The 24,199-nt window shown below is 48.4% G+C and carries 21 protein-coding genes; 11 read left to right on the forward strand and 10 right to left on the reverse strand.

Annotation, left to right across the window (positions count from 1 at the left end; all coding sequences use genetic code 11):
* Nucleotides 1-76 precede the first annotated feature (76 nt).
* Nucleotides 77-1,882 carry an AGE family epimerase/isomerase gene (locus H6629_08170; GenBank protein ID MCB9067765.1) on the reverse strand — a complete coding sequence of 602 codons (1,806 nt, stop codon included), beginning with the start codon at nt 1,880-1,882 and terminating at the stop codon, nt 77-79.
* 129 nt (nt 1,883-2,011) lie between these two features.
* Here H6629_08170 and rsmG point away from each other — a divergent pair, with 129 nt between their 5' ends.
* The 4 genes from rsmG (at nt 2,012) to H6629_08190 (ending at nt 6,223) form a co-directional block, all read left to right on the forward strand.
* Nucleotides 2,012-2,662, forward strand: coding sequence for a 16S rRNA (guanine(527)-N(7))-methyltransferase RsmG (rsmG, locus tag H6629_08175; protein ID MCB9067766.1), 651 nt, complete (start codon nt 2,012-2,014; stop codon nt 2,660-2,662).
* Nucleotides 2,663-2,911: 249 nt separating this feature from the next.
* Nucleotides 2,912-4,144: an MFS transporter gene (locus H6629_08180; protein MCB9067767.1), complete on the forward strand. Its 1,233-nt coding sequence runs from the start codon at nt 2,912-2,914 to the stop codon at nt 4,142-4,144.
* A gap of 153 nt (nt 4,145-4,297) precedes the next feature.
* Nucleotides 4,298-5,548 (forward strand): ATP-grasp domain-containing protein, encoded by a 1,251-nt coding sequence (locus H6629_08185; GenBank protein ID MCB9067768.1) that lies wholly within the window; start codon nt 4,298-4,300, stop codon nt 5,546-5,548.
* A gap of 189 nt (nt 5,549-5,737) precedes the next feature.
* Nucleotides 5,738-6,223: a heme-binding domain-containing protein gene (locus H6629_08190; protein MCB9067769.1), complete on the forward strand. Its 486-nt coding sequence runs from the start codon at nt 5,738-5,740 to the stop codon at nt 6,221-6,223.
* Between the two features lie 45 nt (nt 6,224-6,268).
* Here H6629_08190 and H6629_08195 read toward each other — a convergent pair whose 3' ends face one another.
* Nucleotides 6,269-6,523 carry a hypothetical protein gene (locus H6629_08195; GenBank protein MCB9067770.1) on the reverse strand — a complete coding sequence of 85 codons (255 nt, stop codon included), beginning with the start codon at nt 6,521-6,523 and terminating at the stop codon, nt 6,269-6,271.
* Complete coding sequence (locus H6629_08200) at nt 6,523-7,116, reverse strand: sigma-70 family RNA polymerase sigma factor (GenBank protein ID MCB9067771.1); 594 nt, start codon at nt 7,114-7,116, stop codon at nt 6,523-6,525. Before H6629_08200 ends, H6629_08195 begins: the two co-directional genes overlap by 1 nt.
* A gap of 207 nt (nt 7,117-7,323) precedes the next feature.
* Here H6629_08200 and egtD point away from each other — a divergent pair, with 207 nt between their 5' ends.
* Nucleotides 7,324-8,328, forward strand: coding sequence for an L-histidine N(alpha)-methyltransferase (gene egtD, locus H6629_08205; GenBank protein MCB9067772.1), 1,005 nt, complete (start codon nt 7,324-7,326; stop codon nt 8,326-8,328).
* Nucleotides 8,329-8,439: 111 nt separating this feature from the next.
* Here the strand turns inward: egtD and mnmG are convergent, their stop codons facing one another.
* The 7 genes from mnmG to rpmH all read right to left on the reverse strand — a co-directional run bounded on the left by mnmG (nt 8,440) and on the right by rpmH (nt 16,685).
* Nucleotides 8,440-10,335, reverse strand: coding sequence for a tRNA uridine-5-carboxymethylaminomethyl(34) synthesis enzyme MnmG (mnmG, locus tag H6629_08210; GenBank protein ID MCB9067773.1), 1,896 nt, complete (start codon nt 10,333-10,335; stop codon nt 8,440-8,442).
* Nucleotides 10,336-10,530: 195 nt separating this feature from the next.
* The gene (locus H6629_08215; GenBank protein ID MCB9067774.1) at nt 10,531-12,480 is read right to left on the reverse strand and encodes a nitrate- and nitrite sensing domain-containing protein; all 1,950 of its coding nucleotides are present in this window, start codon (nt 12,478-12,480) and stop codon (nt 10,531-10,533) included.
* 106 nt (nt 12,481-12,586) lie between these two features.
* Entirely contained in the window at nt 12,587-13,978 is a 1,392-nt protein-coding gene (gene mnmE / locus H6629_08220; GenBank protein ID MCB9067775.1) for a tRNA uridine-5-carboxymethylaminomethyl(34) synthesis GTPase MnmE, read from the reverse strand.
* A gap of 78 nt (nt 13,979-14,056) precedes the next feature.
* A complete protein-coding gene (yidC, locus tag H6629_08225; protein ID MCB9067776.1) occupies nt 14,057-15,991 on the reverse strand; it encodes a membrane protein insertase YidC in 1,935 nt (644 codons plus the stop codon).
* On the reverse strand, nt 15,981-16,220 hold the full coding sequence (gene yidD / locus H6629_08230) for a membrane protein insertion efficiency factor YidD (GenBank protein MCB9067777.1): 240 nt from the start codon (nt 16,218-16,220) through the stop codon (nt 15,981-15,983). The genes yidC and yidD overlap by 11 nt, the downstream gene beginning before the upstream one ends.
* Nucleotides 16,217-16,552, reverse strand: coding sequence for a ribonuclease P protein component (gene rnpA, locus H6629_08235; protein ID MCB9067778.1), 336 nt, complete (start codon nt 16,550-16,552; stop codon nt 16,217-16,219). Before rnpA ends, yidD begins: the two co-directional genes overlap by 4 nt.
* Nucleotides 16,545-16,685 carry a 50S ribosomal protein L34 gene (gene rpmH / locus H6629_08240; protein MCB9067779.1) on the reverse strand — a complete coding sequence of 47 codons (141 nt, stop codon included), beginning with the start codon at nt 16,683-16,685 and terminating at the stop codon, nt 16,545-16,547. The genes rnpA and rpmH overlap by 8 nt, the downstream gene beginning before the upstream one ends.
* Nucleotides 16,686-16,886: 201 nt before the next feature.
* On the opposite strand from rpmH, the gene H6629_08245 reads away from it, so the two are divergent.
* From H6629_08245 to H6629_08270, 6 genes are all read left to right on the forward strand, one after another.
* Nucleotides 16,887-17,870, forward strand: coding sequence for a ParA family protein (locus H6629_08245; protein ID MCB9067780.1), 984 nt, complete (start codon nt 16,887-16,889; stop codon nt 17,868-17,870).
* Nucleotides 17,871-17,876: 6 nt separating this feature from the next.
* Entirely contained in the window at nt 17,877-18,689 is an 813-nt protein-coding gene (gene traF / locus H6629_08250; protein ID MCB9067781.1) for a conjugal transfer protein TraF, read from the forward strand.
* A 200-nt stretch (nt 18,690-18,889) separates the two neighbouring features.
* Complete coding sequence (locus H6629_08255) at nt 18,890-20,500, forward strand: peptide chain release factor 3 (protein ID MCB9067782.1); 1,611 nt, start codon at nt 18,890-18,892, stop codon at nt 20,498-20,500.
* A 182-nt stretch (nt 20,501-20,682) separates the two neighbouring features.
* Nucleotides 20,683-21,546, forward strand: a complete 864-nt coding sequence (locus H6629_08260; protein MCB9067783.1) for a hypothetical protein — start codon at nt 20,683-20,685, stop codon at nt 21,544-21,546.
* 66 nt (nt 21,547-21,612) lie between these two features.
* On the forward strand, nt 21,613-23,067 hold the full coding sequence (locus H6629_08265; GenBank protein ID MCB9067784.1) for an MBOAT family protein: 1,455 nt from the start codon (nt 21,613-21,615) through the stop codon (nt 23,065-23,067).
* A 106-nt stretch (nt 23,068-23,173) separates the two neighbouring features.
* Nucleotides 23,174-24,181 carry a hypothetical protein gene (locus H6629_08270; GenBank protein MCB9067785.1) on the forward strand — a complete coding sequence of 336 codons (1,008 nt, stop codon included), beginning with the start codon at nt 23,174-23,176 and terminating at the stop codon, nt 24,179-24,181.
* The last annotated feature ends 18 nt before the right edge of the window (nt 24,182-24,199 follow it).

A 24,199-nucleotide genomic window follows, 5' to 3' on the forward strand; every position in this document is an offset into this window, starting at 1 on the left:
CCATTGTTTAATTTGATCTGCAAAATTTTCGACCAAATTAATGGATTCTTCACAGGATTATGTGACTTAAGTAGAACTATCGCATTAAAACCATTTTTTGGGATTGAACAGCATTGCCAACCGCGAGGCGATACATGTAAACACCGCTGCTCACGCGTTCGCCAAGTTGATTGGTGCCATCCCACTGAACAGAAAATTTCCCGGCGGATTGCTGACCGTTCACCAGCGTTTTCACTAACTGTCCCAAAGTATTGTAAATTTGCAATTTAACATCGCTGAAATTTGACAATTGGTAATCGATGTGCGTTACCGGATTAAACGGGTTGGGATAATTTTGCGCCAGCGAAAAGCCATCCGGCAACGTGTTGCCGGTTTCTGCGATAGCCAGCGGTGCGGCCGGTGCATAGGTTACAGCAAACTCACCACCGACGCCGGCTGCCAATCGCAAAATGCGCTGTTGTGCGTCAAAATCGGCATATGGCTGTTCGTCGCGGGTGACAGCTGCGATGACCAGCGCCGTATCGCGAATCGCCAACGGTGTCATGTGAAATTCGCGCAGCGAATCTGCATCGTCAAATTCATAAAACAGCGTTGCTGCCTGTTTGTGCACCAGCAAATTTCCGTACACGTAGGTGTAATATCCGGTTTCGGTGGAGTGATACGCCGCTTTGCCGGAACCGCCTTTGGTAGTACCCCATTGGGTGATAAAACTGCCGTCGCGGGCGCGGTTTTCATACACTTCGCCGTATTCGTGATCCACAAAATATTTCATGAAAAAATCGAGCGATTCGTCGGCGACCTGCAAATATTGCTGCTCTCCGGTGAGGCTGTATAGTTGCAGTCCGGCGGTGATGGCCTGTTCCATTTGCCACCAGGCTTTGGCGGTATCGGGAATTCCCCACATCAGCATGTCGCCGGTGACGCGGTTGTAATCTTTGTATGGCCCGCCGTATTCGTGATCGTAGCCGTTATCCAGCACATGATCGACGGTGGTTTTTGCGCCCTGCAAATAATCGGGATTCGGGTCGATCTGATCCATCCGCGCCAGACACCAGCCGGTTTTCAGCACGTGCCCCATAATTGTCATTGTGTTGCTGCCGGTTACGGACCAGTTGCTGTTGTAGCCTTCCGCAAAACCGATGGACTGATTGGGCATCGAAGCGATCAGCCGGTTGAGCATGTTATCCGCAATTTCGCGGAGACGATCGAGATATTGGGCATCTTCGGTCATCAAATATAAATAGAGCAAATGGGTGGTCATGGCATCCACCGTCGCGTTGAAACTTTTGTTGGTCGATGCGGTCCAGTTGTAGGTGCCCACATCAAAATAGCCGAAATAATCCGGGCGATCATCCCAGAGATGCGCTTCAAGATCCGCGTATCCGCGCTGCAACCATTCCCATGCCAGCGAATCGCGGGTGGCTTCGTAAAATGCAGCGATGCCCAGCAAGGCATAATGCTGGTCGAATGCGTTTTTGTTTGCGGTCGGCGATTGCGGCGAGCCGTTGCGATTCACCCGCTGATACCAACCGCCGTTTGCAGCGTCCCAACAGTGATCGTACATAAATTGCAGGGTTTCGCGTGCCAGATTTATGTATAATGTATCGCCGGTGATCATGTAGGCGCGGGTCATTCCGTAGGCGTTCCGCGATTGCGAAATGGTCCATTTGGTGGTGCCGGTTGGCGTTCCGGTGCGATTAACATCGGTGTAAAATCCGCCGTATGTGTTGTCCCATGCATCCAGCCAGAAGCCGGCGGTGCTGTCCATGTAGCCGATCACGTTATCCGGATGTTGCAGATATTTGGATTGCAGCGTTTGCCCCGTCAGCATTCCGCTGATGAAAAAAACGATCAGAACAATCATTGTTCGATAACTATTCATCTAAAAAATATCCCGTTTTTTTGTTGAACCAGCCGGGCAAAAAGGCATTGCCCGTCAATTAATATCCATTCCCGAACAAAATATGATATGGTTGTTTGAATTACAAAAATTAATATCGAAATTTTGCCGATGAAAAATGAAGAACTGAAACAGCTTTTCCCGGGTATCGCGGATGAACAAATTGCGCAGTTTTCCCAATTTGCGGATGTGTTGCGCGATTGGAACCAGCGCATCAATTTGATTTCCCGGCAGGATGTGGATAATTTGTGGACACACCATTTTTTGCCCTCGATCATTCCGTCGACGTTTATCGATCTGCCGGCGCAATGTTGGGTGATGGATATCGGCAGCGGCGGCGGCTTTCCGGCGATTCCGCTGAAAATTTTGTATCCGCAATGGCAACTGCTGATGGTCGAATCCATCCGCAAAAAAAGCGCATTTTTGGAAAATGCCATCCAAACGCTGCAATTGCCGCACGCCACCGTGGTAAACGACCGGGTGGAAATGTTGGGCAAACGCGGCGAATTCCACCATAAATTTGATCTCGTAACCGTTCGGGCAGTGGCGGCCATTCCCAAATTGATCGAATGGGGCACGCCGTATCTGCGCCGCACCGGGCGTTTTCTGCTCTGGAAAGGCACCTCCGATTTGCCGGAAATGCAGGCAACCGCCAGCAAATTGCGGTTGAAATTCCGGGTCCATCAGGTGCCGGAAGCGCTGCAATCGCTCTCGCCGAAATTATCCGCGCTGTGCTGGTTCGAAATTTGGCGCGGCAGATAATCGCCAAAAATTGTTGCCAGCAAAAACCTGTGGAAAAATAAAACGCTTTGATCACCACTGTTCAATGGCGATAGTAATACTTTGATTTTTTAACCCGCACCATTGCGGGAAAAAATAAATAGTGAACATTTGCCGGGTTAAATTCCCGATAAAATAACCGAAAACTTTTTTGGCGGTTTATTCGTCTATTGCAGAAGTAATCGACAGACACTCCTCAATCAACTGCCGCCCGGAAAAATATAGATTCAGATGACAAAACAACCTTCGAAAGACAGCCTGATTTTACTGGCGCTTTGGCTGCTGATGTTTTCCGCCACCAGCCAATTGATGATTATTTCCCCGATTTTGCCCCAAATCAGCGCAGAGCTGAATATTCCCGAAGCCCTGAGCGGCACGTTAATTACGGCATACGCAGTGATGCTGGGTGTTTTTGCGCTGGTCATCGGGCCCATTTCCGATAAAATCGGTCGCCGGAAAATTATTTTGCTGGGCACCGGCGCAATGAGCCTGGCGCTGTTCCTGCACTATTTTGCATTCGATTATTTTTCGATGATGACCGTTCGGGCAGTTGCCGGATGCGCCGGCGGCATGCTCACCGGCTCCACAGTGTCGTATGTCGGCGATTATTTTCCGTACGAACGGCGCGGTTGGGCAAACGGCTGGATTTCTACCGGAATGGCGACTGGCAGCATTTTGGGCATCCCGATGGGCACGCTGCTGGCGGAGTGGTTCGGGTTTCGCGGACCGTTTACATTTTTTGCCGTAACAATGTTCGGCGCATTTGTGCTGACCTGGTTTGCGGTGCCGCAGCCGGACGTGCAGCTTTCGGAAGATCGCCTGACGCCAGGTGAAATTCTCAAAAAATATTGGGGAATGCTCGGCTCTGTGCAAACACGCACCATCGCCGCGATTTACGGATTGACGTATTTGGGATTATCGCTGTTTATCGTGTATTGGCCAACGTGGCTAACCGAACAATTTGGCGTTACCGGATACGAAATTGCGTCGTTATTTTTTGTCGGCGGGATTGCCTCTATCTTGTCCGGGCCGCGCGCCGGGCGCCTCTCCGACCGGATCGGGCGAAAATCGCTGATCATTGCCGCATCGCTCGGACTCGGCGTGATGATGGTTTTCACCACCCTGATTGTCCAGACGTTCTGGCTATCATTTGTTTACATTTTTATTTTTATGATTTTACAGGGTGCGCGGCTCAGTCCGTTTCAGGCGCTCATTTCTGAAATTGTTCCGGCGGAACGGCGTGGCTCGATGATGAGCCTAACCATCGCGCTCGGGCAGGTGGGGATGGGGCTCGGTGGCGTGGTTTCCGGGCTCACATACAGTAAATATGGCTTTGCCAGCAACACCATTCTCGGTGCCATTTCCGTGCTGGTGATGGCCGTTTTGCTGAAAGTTTACATCATCGAACCACCACTGGCCAGCCGAACCGTGGAAAGCAAACCGGCATCATCGCCCAATAATTAATTGGTGATCAATTGCCATTGGATATTGAAAATTTTAGGCGCTTCGTGATTTTTTTAGGCGCTTCGTGAAGCGCCTCTACGGTTCAGTTTACCATTTTCTGTTTTTCTTTTTGTTCTTATTTATCCTTTATCCTTTAACCATTATCCTTTAAAAATGAAACGCATCCTGCTCGTTATTCCATCCAGCACTTATCGCACGCACGATTTTATGGTTGCGGCGCAAAAAATCGGCGTTGAGCTGATTGTCGCGGCAGATCACCGGCAGGCAATGGCTGCGCTGGTGCCGGACACAACGCTCGCGCTGAACTTCCGGAAACCGGAAACGCTCGCCGAGGGCATCAAACAATTTGTGGCCCGACGCGGTTTTGAACATCCGGCGTTCGATGCCATTGTGGGCGTGGACGATACATCCGCATATGTTGCCGCGCTGCTGGCGCAAATATTACATTTGCCCCACAATCCTGTGGAAGCGGTTCGCTCGGCGCGCAACAAATATCAAATGCGCCAAAAAATTGCCGCAGCCGGATTGAATTATCCCTTTTTCCGGATTTTCCCGGCGAAGAAAAATCCCTCGCGAATCGCCAAACAAATCGATTTTCCCTGTGTGCTGAAACCGCTGTTTCTGTCCGCCAGTCGCGGCGTGATTCGCGCAAACAATCGCGATGAATTTGTGGCAGCGTTCGAGCGCATCAGCAATTTGATCGCCGATCCGGCTGTTGCCGCAAAAGCATATAATGACGAAGCCAGCCATATTTTGGTGGAGAGCTACATTCCCGGCGTGGAAATTGCCCTTGAAGGCATTCTCATCAACGGCGAATTTAAAACGCTGGCGATTTTCGATAAACCCGATCCGCTGGAAGGCCCTCATTTTGTGGAAACCATCTACGCGACGCCATCGCTGTTGCCGGCATATGTGCAGCGGGAAGTGACCCATTCTGTGCATCGCGCCGCGTTGGGAATGGGGTTGCGCAACGGGCCGGTGCACGCGGAAGTGCGCATCAACGACAAAGGCTCATTTGTGATTGAGCTGGCAGCGCGATCCATCGGCGGACTGTGCTCGCGGGTGCTCCGTTTTGGCGATGGCATAACGCTGGAGGAATTGATTCTCCGGCAGGCGATTGGCGAAGACATCAGCAACATTCAACGGGAACGCTCCGCCGCCGCAGTAATGATGATTCCCATACCGAAAAGCGGTATGCTCAAATCGATCAACGGCGTGGACGAAGCCAAAGCGGTTCCGGGCATCGAAAATGTGATCATCACCATTCCGGTGGATCAGCCGGTGGAACCGATGCCCTGGGGCGGGCGCTATCTCGGGTTCATTTTTGCACGTGAAACGCTCCCGGAAGAAGCCGAAGCCGCCATCCGCGAAGCGCACAGCAAACTCCATTTCGTGATTGAGTAATCCGACGAAGAGGTAATCAGCTGTATCAAATTTATGAAACAAGAACCACTGTTTATTTTTTATAAGACGATCAAAAACAGGCACTTATCAACAGAATTAGATTTTGATTAGACGCGATAATACTATTGCCCGGATTTCCGGTTGTGATTAAATTCGCTATCAAAGTGAAACCGATTGGAGGAATTACAAATGTTGAGATGGATATTGATTGGTGTTGCGGCTGTTTTGGTGCTCATTCAACTGGTGCCGGTTGATCGTTCAAATCCACCCGCGACTGAAAAACTGGTGATGCCGGACAACGTTCAACAAATTATGCAGCGCTCCTGTTTTGACTGCCATTCAAACGAAACCGTGTGGCCGTGGTATAGCTATGTTGCGCCGGTTTCCTGGCTGGTAAAGCACGATGTGGAAGAAGGTCGCGAACACCTCAATTTTTCCGAATGGGATAAACTGAACCAGAAGCGCAAAATGAAACGGCTGGAAGAAATCGTGGAAGAAGTTGAAGAAGGCAAAATGCCCATGCCGATTTATTTAATTATGCACGGCGATGCAGAAGTGAGCGCAGCGGAACTGGCAGTGTTGCGTGAGTGGACTCAGCAGGAACTCGGCAACCTTGGCGGCGCCGATATGGGAAGCTCAAACGACGGTGAAGAAGCACACGAAGAAGAACATTAAGCGGTAGTAAACAACATTTTGCAGAGTGAGTTTTGGCGCTCAATATCAGTCATCGCACTGGGTTGGGCGCTTTTTTGTTTTGATCTTGTCCAGCAAGTTTGCTTTCACATCCTCCGGCAGGCATTCTTCTTTGTAAACCTCTTTGCAGATGCTCACCGTCTTTTTTACGGAATCGATGTACTCCTGCAAATCCTCATCTTTTTCCACTGCGCTATGCAGTTCTTTACACATACAACCTTCCAGATCGTAACCAAGATAATTGCACAGTTCATCGAGAATCTTTTTTGAATGTTTGTTCATTATGACGAAATCCCCTGAAATTCGTTCATGTAATCAACCAATTGCTCTCTCAAATACATTCGGGCACGTTTCAGCCGAACCTTTACGTTGGTTTCGGTGATGCCCAAAATTTTGCTGGTTTCCCGGGTGGAGATACTTTCCAGATCGCGCAGCACAAACACGGAGCGATAAATTTCCGGCAGCGCTTCTACCGCTTTGTCCAGATGCTTTTTGAATTCTCTGCTGAGCATATCGCGCAGCGGCACATCCTGCCACTCCTGAATTTCCGCACTGTTCGGGCGATCGTAATATTTTTCCAGCTCTGTATCGCTGAGCACGGTTCGTTTTTCTTTGCGGATACGCATCAGCGCTTCATTGGTTGCGATGCGATACAGCCAGGTAAAAAAATCCGCACGTCCATCAAACGTATCGATTTTCTCATAAACCTTGATAAATGTTTCCTGAAGCACATCCGCCGCATCATCCGGGCGACGCAAAATGCGCAGTCCCAAATTGTAAATGCGCTCACTGTAAAGCTCAATTAACTCTGTAAAAGCATCGTCATCGCCGGATTTGGCGCGTTTCACCAGTTGTTTTGTTCGGGCTTTATCCATGTCCACGCTATTGTATTTGATCGCTGTTGTTCGAGAAAGTTACAAATGACTTTTTATTGAATCGGCTTGAATTATACAGATTTTTAAGAGACGCGCCAACAGTTTTCTATTTCGATATACCCCGAAAAACAAAACTGATTGCGCAGGCGATGCTGTCGGTTTAATTTAACGCTAACAATCAAAATCATGATATACCGGGAATTCGCAATGAGCAAATCATACAAAATACTATCACCACAAGATCTGCAGAATGTTAGCAACAGCGAAACCACCTTTGCGCTGGATGTGCTGAACGGTCTTTCCGAACACCCTAAACGATTGTCGTCCAAATATTTTTACGACGACACCGGCTCCGTCTATTTTCAAAAAATCATGAACTTGCCAGAATATTACCTCACCCGCTGCGAGACAGAGATCATTGAAACGCAAAAATCTGCGCTGTTACCACTATTGCTGGATGAATCATTCAACATCGTTGAACTTGGTGCGGGCGACGGCAGCAAAACCAGCCTGCTCATCGAATATTTCCAAAATCAGGGATTGGCATTCCAATACATACCGATTGACATATCCGAAGGTGCCATGCGCGAACTAACGGACACGATGCAAAAACGCTTTCCGGACATTACAACAACCGGCATTGTTGCGGAATATTTTGACGGTTTAAAATGGCTTTCCACCTACAACGACCGCCGAAATCTGGTTTTGATTTTGGGCTCAAACCTCGGCAATTTTCCGAAACCGCAGGCAAAAGTGTTTTTGCGCAGCCTCTGGAATACGCTCAACAATGGCGATTATGTATTTATCGGATTTGATTTAAAGAAAGATATCGACTTGATGCTTGACGCCTACAATGATTCCCAGGGCATTACCGCAGCATTCAACCTGAATTTGCTCAACCGGATCAACCGGGAACTTGGCGGCAATTTCGACCTGAACAAATTTCGCTTTTTTGCCACCTACAATGTTTTCTCCGGTGCGATCGAAAGCTATTTAGTCAGCCTGGAAAACCAGGAAGTGTCCATTCAAAAACTGGGGCAGACATTCTCGTTTCGTTCGTGGGAACCTATCCACACGGAGTATTCCTACAAATATCTCGCATCGGACATTCTGGAACTCGCCGAAGCAACCGGCTACCAGATCATTAAACAACTCTTCGACTCAAAGCGCTATTTCACAGACTCCGTCTGGAAAGTGCAAAAAAAAGCATAACAACAACACCAATTATCCCCAGAAACACAAAAGCCGCGAATATCGCGGCTTTCTTTATTTACAATTCGACTGTTTCACGTGAAACACTGCTATCAAAATTTCCGATAAAGATCACACTAAAACTGTTTCACGTGAAACACCACCATTGCTCCGAGCGCCTTTTTCGATATGGATCATCAATATCGTAACATCACTGTGGCGTACGCCGGAAATGCGCGCGGCTTGTCCCAATGAACGCGGGCGAACTTGTGCCAGCTTTTCCCGGCTTTCGGTTGACATTGACGAAATTGCCCGATAATCCAACCAGTCCGGAATAATCGTATCTTCCATTTTTTTGAACTTATCCACCAATTCCTGCTGGCGCTTCAAAAAGCCTTCATATTTGCAGGCAAACTCAACCTCCGCAACGGTAGACTCGCTGTATTCGCCATCAATCTCAGCAATGATATTTATCAAATCTTTGAGCGTCACTTCGGGGCGGCGGAGCACCAGATGCAACGGCGTCTGCTGTTTGATACCCGTGGTTCCCACCGAATCGGCGTATTCATTAAACTGATCTTGCGTAATCGACATGCCGTTAATCTTGTGTTGCAACAATTCGATTTCTTCGCGGCGACGAGACATTTTTTCAAACACGGCATCAGAAATCAATCCGATGCGATGACCGGTTTCCATCAATCGCAAATCTGCATTGTCGTGGCGCAACAGCAACCGAAATTCCGCCCGCGACGTAAACATGCGATACGGCTCCAGAATCATTTTGTTGATCAAATCATCCACCATCACGCCGATGTAAGCTTCGGAGCGATCCAGAATAAACGCCTCGCGATCGAGCAATTTCATCGCCGCGTTGATGCCGGCGACCAATCCCTGCGCAGCAGCTTCTTCGTAACCCGAGGTTCCGTTAATTTGTCCGGCGAAATACAAGCCTTCAACCAACTTCGTTTCGAGGGTCGAATGCACCTGATACGACGGAAAAAAGTCGTACTCCACTGCGTAACCGAGCCGCAGAATCTGCGCATTTTCCATTCCCGGAACGGTGCGAATCGCTTTTTCCTGCACATCGCCCGGGAGGCTGGTGGAAAAACCGTTCACATACACTTCAGGATTGTTGAAACCTTCCGGCTCCAGAAAAATCTGGTGGCGATCTTTATCGGCGAACCGCACAATTTTATCCTCGATAGACGGGCAGTAACGCGGTCCCAACCCCTGAATTTTACCGGTATACATCGGTGAGCGATCCAACCCGGTGCGCAAAAATTCGTGCGTTTCCTCTGTCGTGTACGTGATGTAACAATTAATCTGTTCGCGTTCAATTTTTTCCGTCTGAAACGAAAACGGCACCGGCGGATTGTCCGGATGCTGCGCTTCGGTTTTACTGAAATCAATACTGTCGATATGCACTCGCGGCGGCGTACCTGTTTTCAATCGCCCGGTCTGAAACCCCATTTCCAGCAGCGATTCCGTCAGTCCCTTAACCGCTTTTTCCCCGGCGCGACCACTCGCCATATTGTTTAATCCGATATGAATGCAGCCGTTCAAAAAAGTGCCGCAAGTGAGTACAATTGCGCGGCAGGGAATTTCGCTGCCATCTTCCAGCTTGGCGGCGACAACTTTGCCGTTTTGCTGAATCACGCCGATTACGGAACCGGCGATCACTTCCAGATTTTCCTGCGCAAAAATGCGTCGCTGTGCATCGTACATGTATTCCAGCCGATCCGCCTGCGCCCGCGGCGACCAAACTGCCGGACCTTTGGAACGATTGAGCATTTTGAAATGAATACCGGTTTTGTCGATAATTTTGCCCATTTCGCCACCCAGCGCGTCGATCTCGCGAACGAGGTGTCCTTTCGCTAGTCCGCCAATTGCCGGATTGCAGGACATTTTCCCGATGGTTTCTTTTTTGAGCGTCACCATCGCTGTTTTCAAACCGAGTCGGGCGGTTGCCAACGCCGCTTCAATTCCGGCGTGCCCCCCGCCAGCGACAACCACATCAAATCTATTCATTTCATAAACCTCATTTGTTTCACGTGAAACGTATCCGCTTGCAAAACATGTTTCGACTGTTGCGGATTTTCGAAGAAAAGAAAAATACGACCTTTTAGGTCGCATTACAATATTGAATTTAATATGCAATTTGCGGACAGGAAAATTTACCGCCGGTGACGAGCGACTTCCACCGACGGCTTCATGTTTTTAATTTTAAACGAGGGTTTTGGCAGCGGGTTGCGGCAACGCGGTCCTGCGCTTGGGCAAACCCAATTGAGATTGTGAAATATCCGACTGGTTCAGAGAGAAAAAATCTATCGCAGTTTTGACTTCCGTTGCAGTGGCTTGCAGTTCGGTTGCAGATGCGGAAAGCTCCTCTGCCGATGCGGCATTCTGCTGAATTGCCTGATCAAACTGCTGGATTGCTTTGTTGATTTGCTCAATGCCGCTGGATTGCTCGCTACTTGCTATACTGATTTGACGAACCAGTTCCGCGGTTTTTTCGATTTCCGGCAGAATGAATTGCAGGGTTTCACCGGCTTTTTCTGCGATCACAATATTTTTTGCGGAAACCTCATTTATTTCACCGGCGGCAGCCTGACTGCGTTCCGCCAATTTTCGCACTTCCGCTGCCACAACAGCAAAACCGCGTCCGCTCTCGCCGGCGCGGGCGGCTTCGATGGCGGCGTTCAATGCCAGCAAATTGGTTTGCCGGGCAATTTCACCGATGATCGATATTTTGGACACAATTTCCCGCATCGCGGAAACCGTTTGCATTACCGCTTCACCGCCAACGCTGGCATGCTGTGATACGTTTTGGGCTATCGTTTCTGTGTGGGCCGCGTTTTCCGCACTTTGGGCAATATTCGCAGATATCTCTTCGATTGATGCGGATATTTCTTCGATTGTAGCGGCTTGCTCCGTTGACGCGCCGGCAATTTGATCCGACGCACTGCGGAATTCCACGCTGCTGTCCAGGGTCGATCCGGCAGAGTTCTGAACCGAATTGACGATCTCCCGGAGCCGCTCGATGAAGTCACGGAACGAATCACCCAATTGCCCCAGCTCATCTTTGGAACGATAACTGATCTGCAAATCCAGATCGCCTTCGGAAAGCCGTTTGGCAGCGACCTGCATCGCAACAATCGGCTCGGCAATCTGGCGATACACCAGATATCCCACCCCAAAAGAAATCGCAAAACTCAACAGCGCAATAGCGAGAAAGAAAATAAATTCGCCGTTGGCGCGGGAATAATTTGCTCCGGCATGGCTCAACAGATCAACAGAAAGCCGGTCTTCTACATTTTTCAAAAAATTGATTTTTTCGGTTATCGTATTGAACCATTCACCGGCATCCACGCCAAAGCCGCCTTCGTAAAAATGCGCATAAGCAACGGACCGGAATTTCAACACGTTTTCAAACGCGTCGTTTTGGGTAATTTCTTGATAATAGGTTTTTTGGTCAGGCGACGCAAGTGACATAAAAACATCAACATAAGTATCCTGGGCGACAACCAGTCCGTGAAATTTTTTGAAATTTTCGCCAGCAAAATTATCGCGCGCAAAAGTGTTGCTCAACACCGCGCGTTCGATACCGGAACGCTCTTTCGATTTCAAAAAATTCGCGTAAGCTGTTAATTCTACTGAGATTTCAGGGTCGTTACTAACGCCGGAACCTTTTGCAATCGTGTTCAAAAATTTGGCATTCATTCCGGTGTAATAAGCCAGCGCTGCATCGATGGGCAGTTGAAGCGCCGAAATTTTTTGACGTGTTTCCCCTATTCGGGATAAATCTGATCGGGCGGATTCCAGCAATTCCCGGAACTCTTCGCCATATGCGGATTTGGAAAAATCGCTTAAAAACGCAGCCAACTCCGCCGATTTTTCATCGGTGATCGAGCGTTGGGCAACCAGCTCGGTTTTGAATTGTACACCCTGGCTGCCGATAAATCCGGCGGTGCGTCCGCGTTCTTTTTGGGTTTCGTGAACCAACGCACTGATTTTGGTGGACAATTCGACAAGCTTTACGACTTGTGCCATTGACGATGCGATTTGCCGTTTTTCTGAAATTTGATTGGCTGAAAAAAACACCATCGCCATCATCGAAATACTGACCAACAGCAACAATTTGAATTTGAATGTCAGGTTCTTTAACCAAGCCATTTTTGTCCCTTTTCCCTTGTAAAATGCAAGATAGTAGTCATCGGGAAACGGCTTGAAAAGATTAGCAGAAAAGTTATAATTGAACCGTTAGTGACTGTGGTGCAGGTTATTTGCCGATGCAAAAATTGGCAAAAATATGATTGATCACATCATCCGGTGTGGTTTCGCCGGTGATCTCGCCGAGGCAATCGAGCGCCAAGCGAATATCCACCGAAATAATTTCTTCTGTGGCGTGCATTTCGATGGCTTCGATGGCGTTTTGCAGCGCGGTGATGGTTCGCTCCAGCACGTTTTTGTGGCGGGCGCTGGTTACTACAATTTCCTCGGATTCCATGCTGGTATCGCTGATGAGGACCTGCTTTAGCGCATGTTTTAACGCTGCAGCGCCGGCGCCGGTTTTTGCTGAAATTTGCACCAGCGGAAAATTTAGTTTTTCCAGCGTTGTCCGGGTTTGGGAATTTTCGGGCAGATCCGATTTGTTCAACGCCAGCACGATGTTCACCGCTTCGCCGTGATCGCGGATAATGTCCAGCAACACGCGGTCATCTGCGTCCAATCCGGTGTGGCCGTCAAAAATGCACAACGCAACATCTGCCGTTTGGATGTGCTCCATCGCCCGCTGAACGCCGATCGCTTCGATTTTGTCTTCGGTTTTGCGGATGCCTGCGGTGTCCACCGCCTGAACCGCCAATCCGTCCAGCTCCATCGTCGCTTCGATGTAATCGCGGGTGGTGCCGGGAATATCGCTGACAATCGCGCGGTCGCGCTGGAGCAACTGGTTCAACAGGCTGGATTTCCCGACATTCGGTTTGCCCAAAATGAGAAGCTTCACGCCTTCCTGCAACAGCCGTCCGTAATCGTAAGTGTTCAGCAGCGATTCAATTTGGCCGATCACTTGCCGCATTTTTGCGGACATTTCGGCAACCGGCATCACTTCAATTTCTTCATCAGAAAAATCGAGATTTATTTCCAGCAGCGCGAGATGGTTCAAAATATCGGTTTTGATCTCGTGAATTTTTTCCGAAAGACGCCCTTCGAGATGCCGCAACGATTGCGAAACACTTTGGCGAGAGCGCGCACTGATAATTTCGGACACGGCTTCCGCCTGCGAGAGATCCATTTTCCCATTCAAAAACGCCCGAAAAGTGAACTCGCCGGGATCGGCAATCCGGGCGCCGCGCCGCACAATTTCGCTGATAATCCGGTTGATAATCAACGGATTGCAGTGGCAGCTGATTTCCACCAGATCCTCGCCGGTGTATGATTTCGGGGATTGAAAAAATGTGGTAACCACCTGATCCAGCGATGCGCCGTTTTCCGTTCCGCGCAATTCGTTGAATACGGCCTGTCGGGCATGTTCCGGCGTGATCGCGCGTTTGAGCAACGGATTGAGAATATCCAGCGACTGTGCGCCGCTCAGCCGAACAACGGCAATTGCCCCGCTGCCCATCGGCGTGGATAGCGCAACAATTGTATCATCCCGGGAAATGTATTTCATAAAATATCCCCAAATAAACAAACGCGCAGGAGATGTTGCCATCGCCCTGCGCGTCCGTTGCTGTATTTAAAAATTGGCTTACTTCTTTTTTGATTGACGGCGCTGGGTGCGATTGCCCTGAGCGGTTCCGGCCCGTCGTTGGGCAATTTGCTCTTTAATGGACAGCGCTTTTTTGGGCGCCGGTTTATCTGCTTTTTTGGGTGCGTCGTCACCGGAGCTACCGGTTGCGGCGGCATCTGCTACGCCCATTTTTTTCTTGATCATATGTGTTTGCACCATGCTCAACAGGTTGAAAATGGCGTAATACATGTTCAAACCGGAAGGCAGCGAATAAAAAATGAAAATCAGGAACAGCGGCATAAAATAAACCATGGCCTTCTGTTTCGGATCGGTGACCGTCATTTTCGATTGCCAGATCATTGTTAAGCCCATCAAAATCGGCAGAACGTGCAGCGTATCGCCAATGAACGGCAACGTTGTCCCCAACTGCAGCGCGTCCGGTCGCGACAGGTCGGTAATCCAACCAACGAACGGTTCGCCCCGTAACTGAATGGTAGAGCGAAACACAATGAACAGCGCAAATAACAGCGGCATTTGCAGCAACATCGGCAAACATCCGCCGAGCGGATTTACCCCCTGTTCTTTGTAAAGCTTCATCATTTCGCTATTGAGGCGTTGGGGCTCGTTTTTGTATTTTTCCCGCATTTCGGTCATTTTGGGGCTAAGCACCTGCATCCGGCTCATGGATTCGTAGCTTTTTTTGGTGAGCGGGTGCAGCAGCAGTTTCACCAATATCGAGAAAACAATAATCACAAAACCGTAATTCGGGATAAAATTGTGCAGCGCTGTAAACGCCGGGAGAATGATCCAACGGCTGATCGGACGGAAAATTTCCTCATACCAATCGCGGTTCATCACCAGGTTTTCCAGCCCTACATTATATGGCTCCAGATCGCCAATGCTGATCGGACCGATATACACGGTAAATGTGTCGGTGTAAGTGGCGGCTCTTTCCAATGGAAAACCAACGCCCAAATCTGTTTCAAACACTTTCAGGATATGATCTTTTTCGCCATACGCCTGCGCCGTCATGTTCACGCTCATATCATCTTTGACATGCGGAATAATTGCGGCGAGAAAATATTTGGTTCGAATGGCCGTCCAGTTGATCTGACCGGTTTTTTCCAGCTTTTCAGTTTCTTCTTCGGAAACATCCAGCTTTTCCAGTTCACCGCCGAGCGAAACGTAACCGCGCGCGTAATCGTAATCATCGCGTTTGTTTTCTTCGGTGGCTGCCAGCCCGTTTTTCCAGCCGAACGAATACCAGCGATTGCCGATAAACTGCTCGGGATTTTCGAACCGCACCACAACATCCATCGCGTAGCTATCGTAACGGAGCTTGTATTCCTTTACAATTCTGCCGCCTTTGATGGGCAGATAGAATTCCAGCGATGCTTCCGGGTTGTTTTCGTCCAGAATAATTTTCTGGCCGTTGGCGAGATCGGTTTGCAGAAGCAGATTATTCAACTTCACATTTTGACCGTCTTTGTCCACCAGCGAAAGCGCCAGCCCGTTGCCACCAAAAGGCGTTTCGGTGATATTGGGTTGAATCAGGTTAACGTTGCCACCGTAATAGTAGTCATGTTTTTTCAGTTCCCACGATACCAAATGCCCGCCGCCGCGATTGCTCAGCGTAGCTTTCACTAATTCGTTTTCGAAAAAAATTTGTTTTTCCGATGAATCGCTTTCGATGCCGGTAACGGATGCGGCCAACGCTTCGGGTTCCGGATCAATCGATTCCCGGATAGCTTCTTCCCGCTGTTGCGGCGGCAGTTGCCGGGTCGCGACCGAATCCGAATCCGCTTTGGCGGCCATTGCCGAACGGGTAGTATCGCTAACCAGATCACCGGGTACATAAGGGTTTTCGCCACTTAACCACTGCATAAAATACGGCATGGTAAAAGTGACCAGAATAATCAGAAAAATACCAATAAACGCGCGTTTATTCTCCATTCTCTATCCTTGTTGATTTTGGCGGGACCAAATCGACTCCCCCTTCATGAAACGGATGACATTTGGAAATTCTCCGAATTGCCAGCCAGCTCCCTTTCCATGCGCCATGTTCGCGCAACGCTTCGAGGGCATATTGTGAACAAGTGGGATAAAATCTGCAGGTTGGCGGGAAAAAAGGGGAAATAAATAACTGATAAAATTTAACCAGACCAATGAGTACATACTTCATTTTCGCATCACCAATTGGTGAATATCTTTTTCCAATGCGTCATAATCAGTTGTATATCGTTTCATAAAAAAGATGACGTATTGTTGTTTAAACCACTCGGGATTGCGGCGATAAATTTCCCGCGCAAGGCGTTTCATTTTATTGCGATGCACCGCATTTCCCAATCGCCGGGGCACCAAAACCGCAAATTTCGCAGAATCTGCGGTTTTGAAAAACATATTTGCAAACTTGCCCGGCACGCGTTTACCGGAGGATAACACCTCCTGAATTTCAGGCTGGTGTTTGAGCATCCGGCGGCGCGGCAGTGTAAATCGTGCAAGCGGTTTATCCACTTACTGTTAACCGCTTACGTCCTTTTGCACGACGGCTTGCCAACACTTTGCGGCCGTTTTTCGAAGCCATACGGGTCCGAAAACCGTGCTTATTGACGCGCTTGCGGTTATGGGGTTGGAATGTTCTTTTCATGGTTTACGTCTCCACCATTTTGGTTTAGTTTCAAACTGATAAATAAAACAAAAAAAAGTCCTTTTGTCAACCGATTTGGGCCAATTTTAACCATCTTGCAAACAGGCTCGATAAATAGTGAATTTTTTTTCATCTAAACTATTGCATTTTCTGGCAATTCACGGTATTTTTGTCACGATAAACAGAAATTGGTGATTGGGTATGGCACAAGTTGTTTCCTTTATAATACAAAAAGGCGGTTGCGGTAAAACCACAACAACCGTAAATACGGCAAGTTATCTCGCGCAGCAGGGATTTAAAGTGCTGGCTGTAGATATGGATCCGCAGGGCAATTTAACGCAGCATTTCGGTTACGATACGGATTTGCTCAGCCCAACCCTCACCCAACTGTTTCTCAAAGAAAAAACGTTTGATGAAGTTGTATTACGTCGCAGCGAAAACCTGCACATCCTGCCCAATAATATTGAAATGACATCCATCGAATTTACGCTGTACAAATCCTTTCAGCGGGAATTTGTGCTGCGTGATATGCTGCACCCGGTCAGTCATCAATACGATTTCATTTTGATTGACTGCCCGCCGAACCTCGGTATTTTGTCTGTGAATGCGCTGGTTGCCAGCAAAGAGCTGATTCTGGTGGTTTCACCGGAATTTTTCCCGATGCGCGCGATCAAACCGCTTTATGAAACATACCGGACGGTAAAACAAAGCCTAAACCGAACCCTCAAATTTAAGGGTGTGCTGATGACCATGTGCGATTTCCGCACCCGTCACGCACAGGAAGTCCGCGATATTTTACGCAAAAACTTCCCGCAGAGTTTGTATCAGAGCAACATCCGCAACAACGTCGCGCTGAAAGAAGCGGCTTCGCACGGGCAAAGCATTTTCGAATATGCCCCGCAATCGCCCGGTGCATTTGATTACCAAAATTTTGTTGAAGAATTCATTAAAGATCACGCCGAAGTCCAAAAGAAAAAAAGCTTTTACGAAGACCGTTTCCAGGGTCTTCCCGAAAAAGAGAAAAAAGAAATCCTGGTTTTTGCGCAGCAGAACCTTTCCACATATAATCGCACCCGACTGGACGGGCTGGTGGAACAACCGGTCATTCAGGAAGCATTGATTATCGAGCGCAACCGGATTCTGGAAAAATTATTTCCGTATCGTCATCACGCCAAAACACAGTAATTGAACATGAAAAAACGCTACGTTTGTATGGTAGCGCTGTTGTGGTGGAGCATTTGTGCCCACGCCGCATTTGATTTTCCGGCGTATAGCGCCCGCCATGCCGCGCTTTCGAACAGCTATTTAGCTGCACCGGGACGGGACGGTTTTTTGCTGAATCCCGCGCTTTCGGCAAATGCTGCCGGTTTTTACGCCGCGCTCAATTATTCCCGGCTCTTTAATCTTGCGGAGTTGCGCTACACCAACGGCATTTTTTCGCTGCCGCTGCGCGATTGGGGCGTGGGTGCTTCCGTGGAAAGTTTTGGCGGAAATCTGTATTCCGAAACGCGAATTACGCTGAACGCCGCACGGGTGATGCTCTCGGATCGGCTGAGCGCGGGATTTTCTGCGCATCTCTACCGTATTTCTGTGGAAAATTATGAGAGCACCGGCACTTTTGGTGTAAGCGTCGGGTTGCTGTATTCGCTCTCCGAACAGTGGCAAATTGGCGCCGCCATCGAAAATATCAATCAACCGGAATTGAATGGCTACACCGAAGAACTGCCGCAGGCAATGCGGATTGGCGTTGCGTATCAACCTGTTGCGGCGCTGCAGGCTTTTTTATCGGTGGAAAAGGATCGCTGGTATGCGCCGGAAGTTGCTGTTGGCGTGAGTTACCAAATTTCTGAACAGCTCGCGATCCAAAGCGGATACAACACGCAGGCGGACAAACCGTCGGCAGGCGTTCAGTTCAGCGCGATGCAACTGGATATCGGTTACGCGATGCAGTATCACTTCGATTTGGGCGAAACCCATTTTTTCAGCGTCGCGTTCCATCGCTGAAAATTGGATGCACAATGTTGCAGAATCAAAAAAAGCTACAAATGCAATCTCATTTTTGCTATATTCCCGCCCGATGAAAAACCGGGTTCACAAATTTCGACCGTTATAATTAAGCAAGGGTTGCAGAAATCCTTATCCCACCTTCTGTATAAGTTTCGCCACCCCGACAAATAATCATTTTAAAAATAAACGATACCTATATGTCTGATTTTTCTGAAATTAACAAACGAAAAACATTTGCAATTATCAGCCACCCGGACGCGGGAAAAACAACCCTGACGGAAAAGTTGCTGCTGTATAGCGGCGCGATTCAGATTGCCGGTGCGGTAAAATCGAATAAAATTAAGAAAACCGCAGCATCGGATTTTCTGGATATCGAAAAACAACGGGGCATTTCCGTTGCCACTTCCGTACTTTCTTTTTTCTATAAAGGCTTAAAAATCAACTTGTTGGACACACCGGGACACAAAGATTTTGCCGAAGACACATACAGAACGCTGACAGCGGTTGACAGCGTAATTCTGGTGATCGATTGCGTAAAAGGCGTGGAAGAACAAACCGAAAAACTGATGCAGGTTTGCCGCATGCGCAACACGCCCGTTATCATTTATATTAACAAAATGGACCGGGAAGGCAGAAATCCGATTGAGTTGCTGGACGAATTAGAAGAAAAGCTTTCCATCAAAGTGCGACCGCTGACGTATCCGTTGGGAATGGGTTCGCGGTTTCGCGGTGTTTACAATATCTACAAAAAATCGTTTGCGTTTTACCGCCCGCAAAAAGAACGAAAAACAGAAGACATTGCCGTTTTCAACGGATTGGACGACAGCGGACTGGACAAAACATTTGGCAAAGATGCAGAAACGCTCCGCCACGACGTGGAATTGATCGACGGCATTTACGAAGATTTCACCGTTGAAGAATATTTGAGCGGCAACCTGGCGCCGGTATTTTTTGGCAGCGCGCTGAACAATTTTGGCATCAAGGAATTGCTGGATACGTTCATCGAAATTGCGCCCGTGCCAAAACCGCGAGAAACCACCAACGGACTGGCGCAGCCCACCGATAAACAATTCAGCGGATTTGTGTTCAAAATACACGCGAACCTCAATCCGAAACACCGGGACAGAATCGCGTTTTTGCGGGTGTGTTCCGGCAAATTTGAGCGAAACACTTTTTATCATCACGTTCGGCTGAACCGCCAGTTAAAATTTGCAAACCCCGCATCGTTTATGGCGCAGAACAAATCGCTGCTGGAAGAAGCCTTTCCCGGCGATGTGATCGGGCTGTATGATTCCGGCATTTTCAACATCGGCGATACGCTCACCGAAGGTGACAATTTTATGTTCAAAGGCATCCCGCGATTTTCGCCGGAGGTGTTCAAAGTGCTCACCAACAAAGATCCGTTTAAATCCAAACAGTTGGAAAAAGGCATTCGCTATTTAACCGACGAAGGATTGGCGCAATTATTCACCCGGGATTTGGGCAACAAAAAAATTGTCGGTGTGGTTGGCGAATTGCAGTTCGATGTTCTGAAATACCGGCTGCTCAACGAATTCGGCGCGAGCGCGGATTTTTCGCCGATGGCGTCGTACAAAGCCTTTTGGGTTCAATACGAATCCAAAAAAGATATCGAATACCTCACGCAATCGTATTCAAACAATCTGTATCTCGACAAAAATGACAACATTGTTTTCATCGCGGAAACCATTTATTCCTATCAACTTGCCAAAGAACGATGCCCGAACGCCTCGTTTTTGTCATCGATCGAGCACAACGAACAAACCCTGCTTTTGGATAATAACGAATAATATCTGCAGAAATTTGTCATCATTCCGGCCGGGATAGCAATATTTCCCTGCGATGCTTCGCAACAAGAAACAACCCGTTTTTCTCGTGACAAAGATCACGATCAATCATCGAAAATAGGATATTCTGTTGATTCCGGAAAACTACGGATTTCCGAAATCGATACATTAATACAGGATTTTTCATGAAATTTTTTGGACGATACGTTTTGGCGTTACTCGCATATTTGACGGCGATGTCTGCAAACGCAGTTGGGCAGGTTGGCGGCATCACCGGAAAAGTGGTGTACACGGTAGACAAAAAAGTGCGGGTGCACGAACTGGGCAATCCGGAATTCACCGAACTGGGTCGCGGGAAATTTGCCCGCTGGAGTCCGGACGGACAAAAAGTTGCCGTAAAAGACGGCGAAACCATTTACGTAATCAACGCGGACGGCACAAACAGAATCGATTTGGTAACCGACGCCGAAGGCGATAACAACTGCCCGATCGAATTTCACACCAACGGAAAAGAAGTGCTCTATATTTACGACGATCAAATTATGGCGGTTGATATTCACAGCAAAGCCAAACGCGTGCTGGTGGATTTTGTGGATTGCACCGGCGAAATCGGCATGGCTGCGGATAAAAATCGTGTGGTTTGCCGCGACGGTCACACGCTCCGGGCGATTGATCTGGATACCAACAAACACACCGTTTATCACAATGACAACTGTTCGGCGGGCATTTCGCCGGATGGTAACCACATCACATACAACGATAACGGCAAACCACATCATTTATACGTGTACATCGATCAGTTGAACGCGACGACGACAAAATCGCAGAATTTCCTGAAAATTTCCCACAGCGTAATGCCCGGCGAAATTATGGGCGATAATCATCACTGGTCCAATCACAACGACTGGATAACCTGCGAAGGCGACGAAAAACGCAACGGCGTGCCATACATGATCAACGTGGTGACCCAAAAAGGCTATGTGATGGTCGATGTTTCCGGCACCAAATATCCCGATTTGTGGGTGGATACGTCCGCAGACGCTGAATGAAAAAAACAAATTCCTGCGAACGCAGGGTTCTAAATTGTTTATCCAGAAAACCAACTGTGAACATACATGCTGTTTAACTCTTTCGAATTCCTGATATTTTTTCCGATTGTGCTCATCCTGTTTTTTGCGATTCCCCATCGCTTTCGCTGGATGTTGCTGCTGGCAGCCAGCTACTATTTTTACATGTGCTGGAAACCGGAATACATCGTCCTGATTTTGATTTCCACGGTGATCGATTACATCGCCGGATTGCAAATCGGCAAAGCTACGCTGCCATCCCGGAAAAAATTTTACCTCGTGCTGAGTTTGTTCAGCAATCTCGGGATTCTCTTTTTCTTCAAATACGCCAATTTTTTCAGCCAGTCGCTGCGCGATTCGTTGCAGCAATTCAACATTTTTTACGATTCACCGGTGTTCGATTTTTTGCTGCCGGTGGGGATTTCCTTTTACACGTTCCAGTCGCTCAGTTACAGCATCGATGTGTATCGCGGGAGCAAAACGCCGGAAACCCATTTGGGGAAATTTGCCCTGTACGTGGCGTTTTTTCCGCAATTGGTTGCCGGACCGATCGAGCGATCGGAGCGCCTGCTGCCGCAATTTTCCCAAAAACAATCATTTGATTATGATCGATTCATCTCCGGTGCCCGGCTAATGCTCTGGGGATTTTTCAAAAAATTAGTGATCGCCGACCGATTGGCGATTTACGTAAATGCCGTTTACAACGAGCCGGCGGAATTTCCCGCGCTGACGCTGCTGATGGCAACCTACTTTTTCGCGTTCCAGATTTACTGCGATTTTTCCGGCTATTCGGATATCGCAATTGGCGCATCGCGCATCATGGGTTACGATTTGATGGAAAATTTCCGGCAGCCCTATCTCGCCAAATCGATTTCGGAATTCTGGCACCGCTGGCATATTTCGCTGTCCAGCTGGTTTCGGGATTATTTGTATATTCCGCTCGGCGGCAACCGCGTGGGTAAAATGCGTTGGTATCTCAATTTGATGATCGTTTTTGTGGTCAGCGGTTTGTGGCATGGCGCCAACTGGACATTCGTTGTTTGGGGATTTTTGCACGGTGCGTTTCTGGTGTTCGCTGTTTTGGTTGCCGGATTGCGCGAACGTTGGTTCCATTTTTCCGGGCTGAGCCGGATGCCGAAGCTGCTCAATTTCCTGAAAATTGTGGTGACCTTCCACCTGGTTTGTCTCGGCTGGATTTTCTTCCGCGCCAATTCGCTGGGCGATGCGCTGTTTATCGTTCAGCAAATTGCGCAGCTCAATTTCTCCCCAGAAAGCATCGAAGCGCTGGTGGTGAAAGATCTCGGTTTGGCGGAAATGCTCGTTGCCATCGCCTCCATCGGATTTTTGCTGATTGCCCATTTTGTGCTAAACTCGCAGAAATTATCCGGACAAATTGTCACGTTTCCACGCAGCGCCCGCTGGGCATTTTATTACGCGCTGATTTTGGGGATTGCGTTTTTCGGCGTGTTCAGCCAGTCGGAATTTATTTATTTTCAATTTTAACCTGAACAATTTTTCGGTGAAAAGATTCCTGCCTTCGCAGGAATGACAACCTGAAATTCCGAATAAAGAAAAACCTGAAAAGAATAAAGAAAAAACTAAAAACCCTATGTGTAATACAATCAAGAAGTTACTGCTGTTTATTTTACCGCTGCCGGCGCTATATGCCATCGCGGTGATTGCCATGAGCATGGTGCAATATGGCGATACGAATCTGATGAAAATCGCATCGCGCAATCCGGTTCAGCCGGGCGAGTTCGGCTTTACGCTGGAACGGCTGTCGGAGGTGGAAACCTATCGCGATATCGACATTTTATTTCTGGGATCGTCGCATTGCTACCGCACATTTGACACCGGATTTTTCGCGGAAAACGGGTTGAAAACCTTCAATCTCGGCACTACCGGACAAACGCCGCTGAACGGATTTTATCTGATGAAACGCCATTTCAATCGGCTGCGTCCGCAACTGGTGGTGATCGAGCTATATTATAAAGTAATGGATCGCGACGGGTTGGAATCGCTGTATGATTTGTCGATCAATTCCACATATTCGCCGGAGATGCTGGAAATGGCGCTGTCCATCAACAGTCCGCACGCAATCAACGATGTGCTCGGGCGCTTCGCCAGCGACAAACTGGACGTCACGCCGAAGATCGAGCAGGTTGACATCGACGGCGAATTATATGTTCCCGGCGGCTACGTGCGATACACAAAAATGCCCGCGCCGGAAGAATTGCAACATTTGAATGACACAACCGCTATCGCAAAAACGGATTGGATTCCTGCGCCGGAGCAACTGGATTACATCGGAAAAATGATTGAATTTGCGCACGCCCAGGGCAGCAATGTGCTGTTACTTACCAAACCGTCGCCGCCGGCCATCCGGTATTCGCTCAACGATCCGCAGGAACCGGGCAGGCAATTTCAGGCAATCGCCGAAGCATACGGTGTCGATTACATCAACTATAATGGGTTGCTGAAATATTCCGGTGAGCTGTTTTATGATTACGAATATTTGAATCAGAACGGCATTTTAAAGTTCAACCAAACGCTGCTGGACACGATTGTGCAGAAAAATTTGCTGCCGGTGAAAAAGCAGTTGGTTGATGGGGAATAAATCTGTTTGTAGAAATGT

It is taken from the genome of Calditrichia bacterium (assembly GCA_020634975.1).
In the GTDB taxonomy this organism is placed as follows: Bacteria; Calditrichota; Calditrichia; order RBG-13-44-9; family J075; genus JACKAQ01.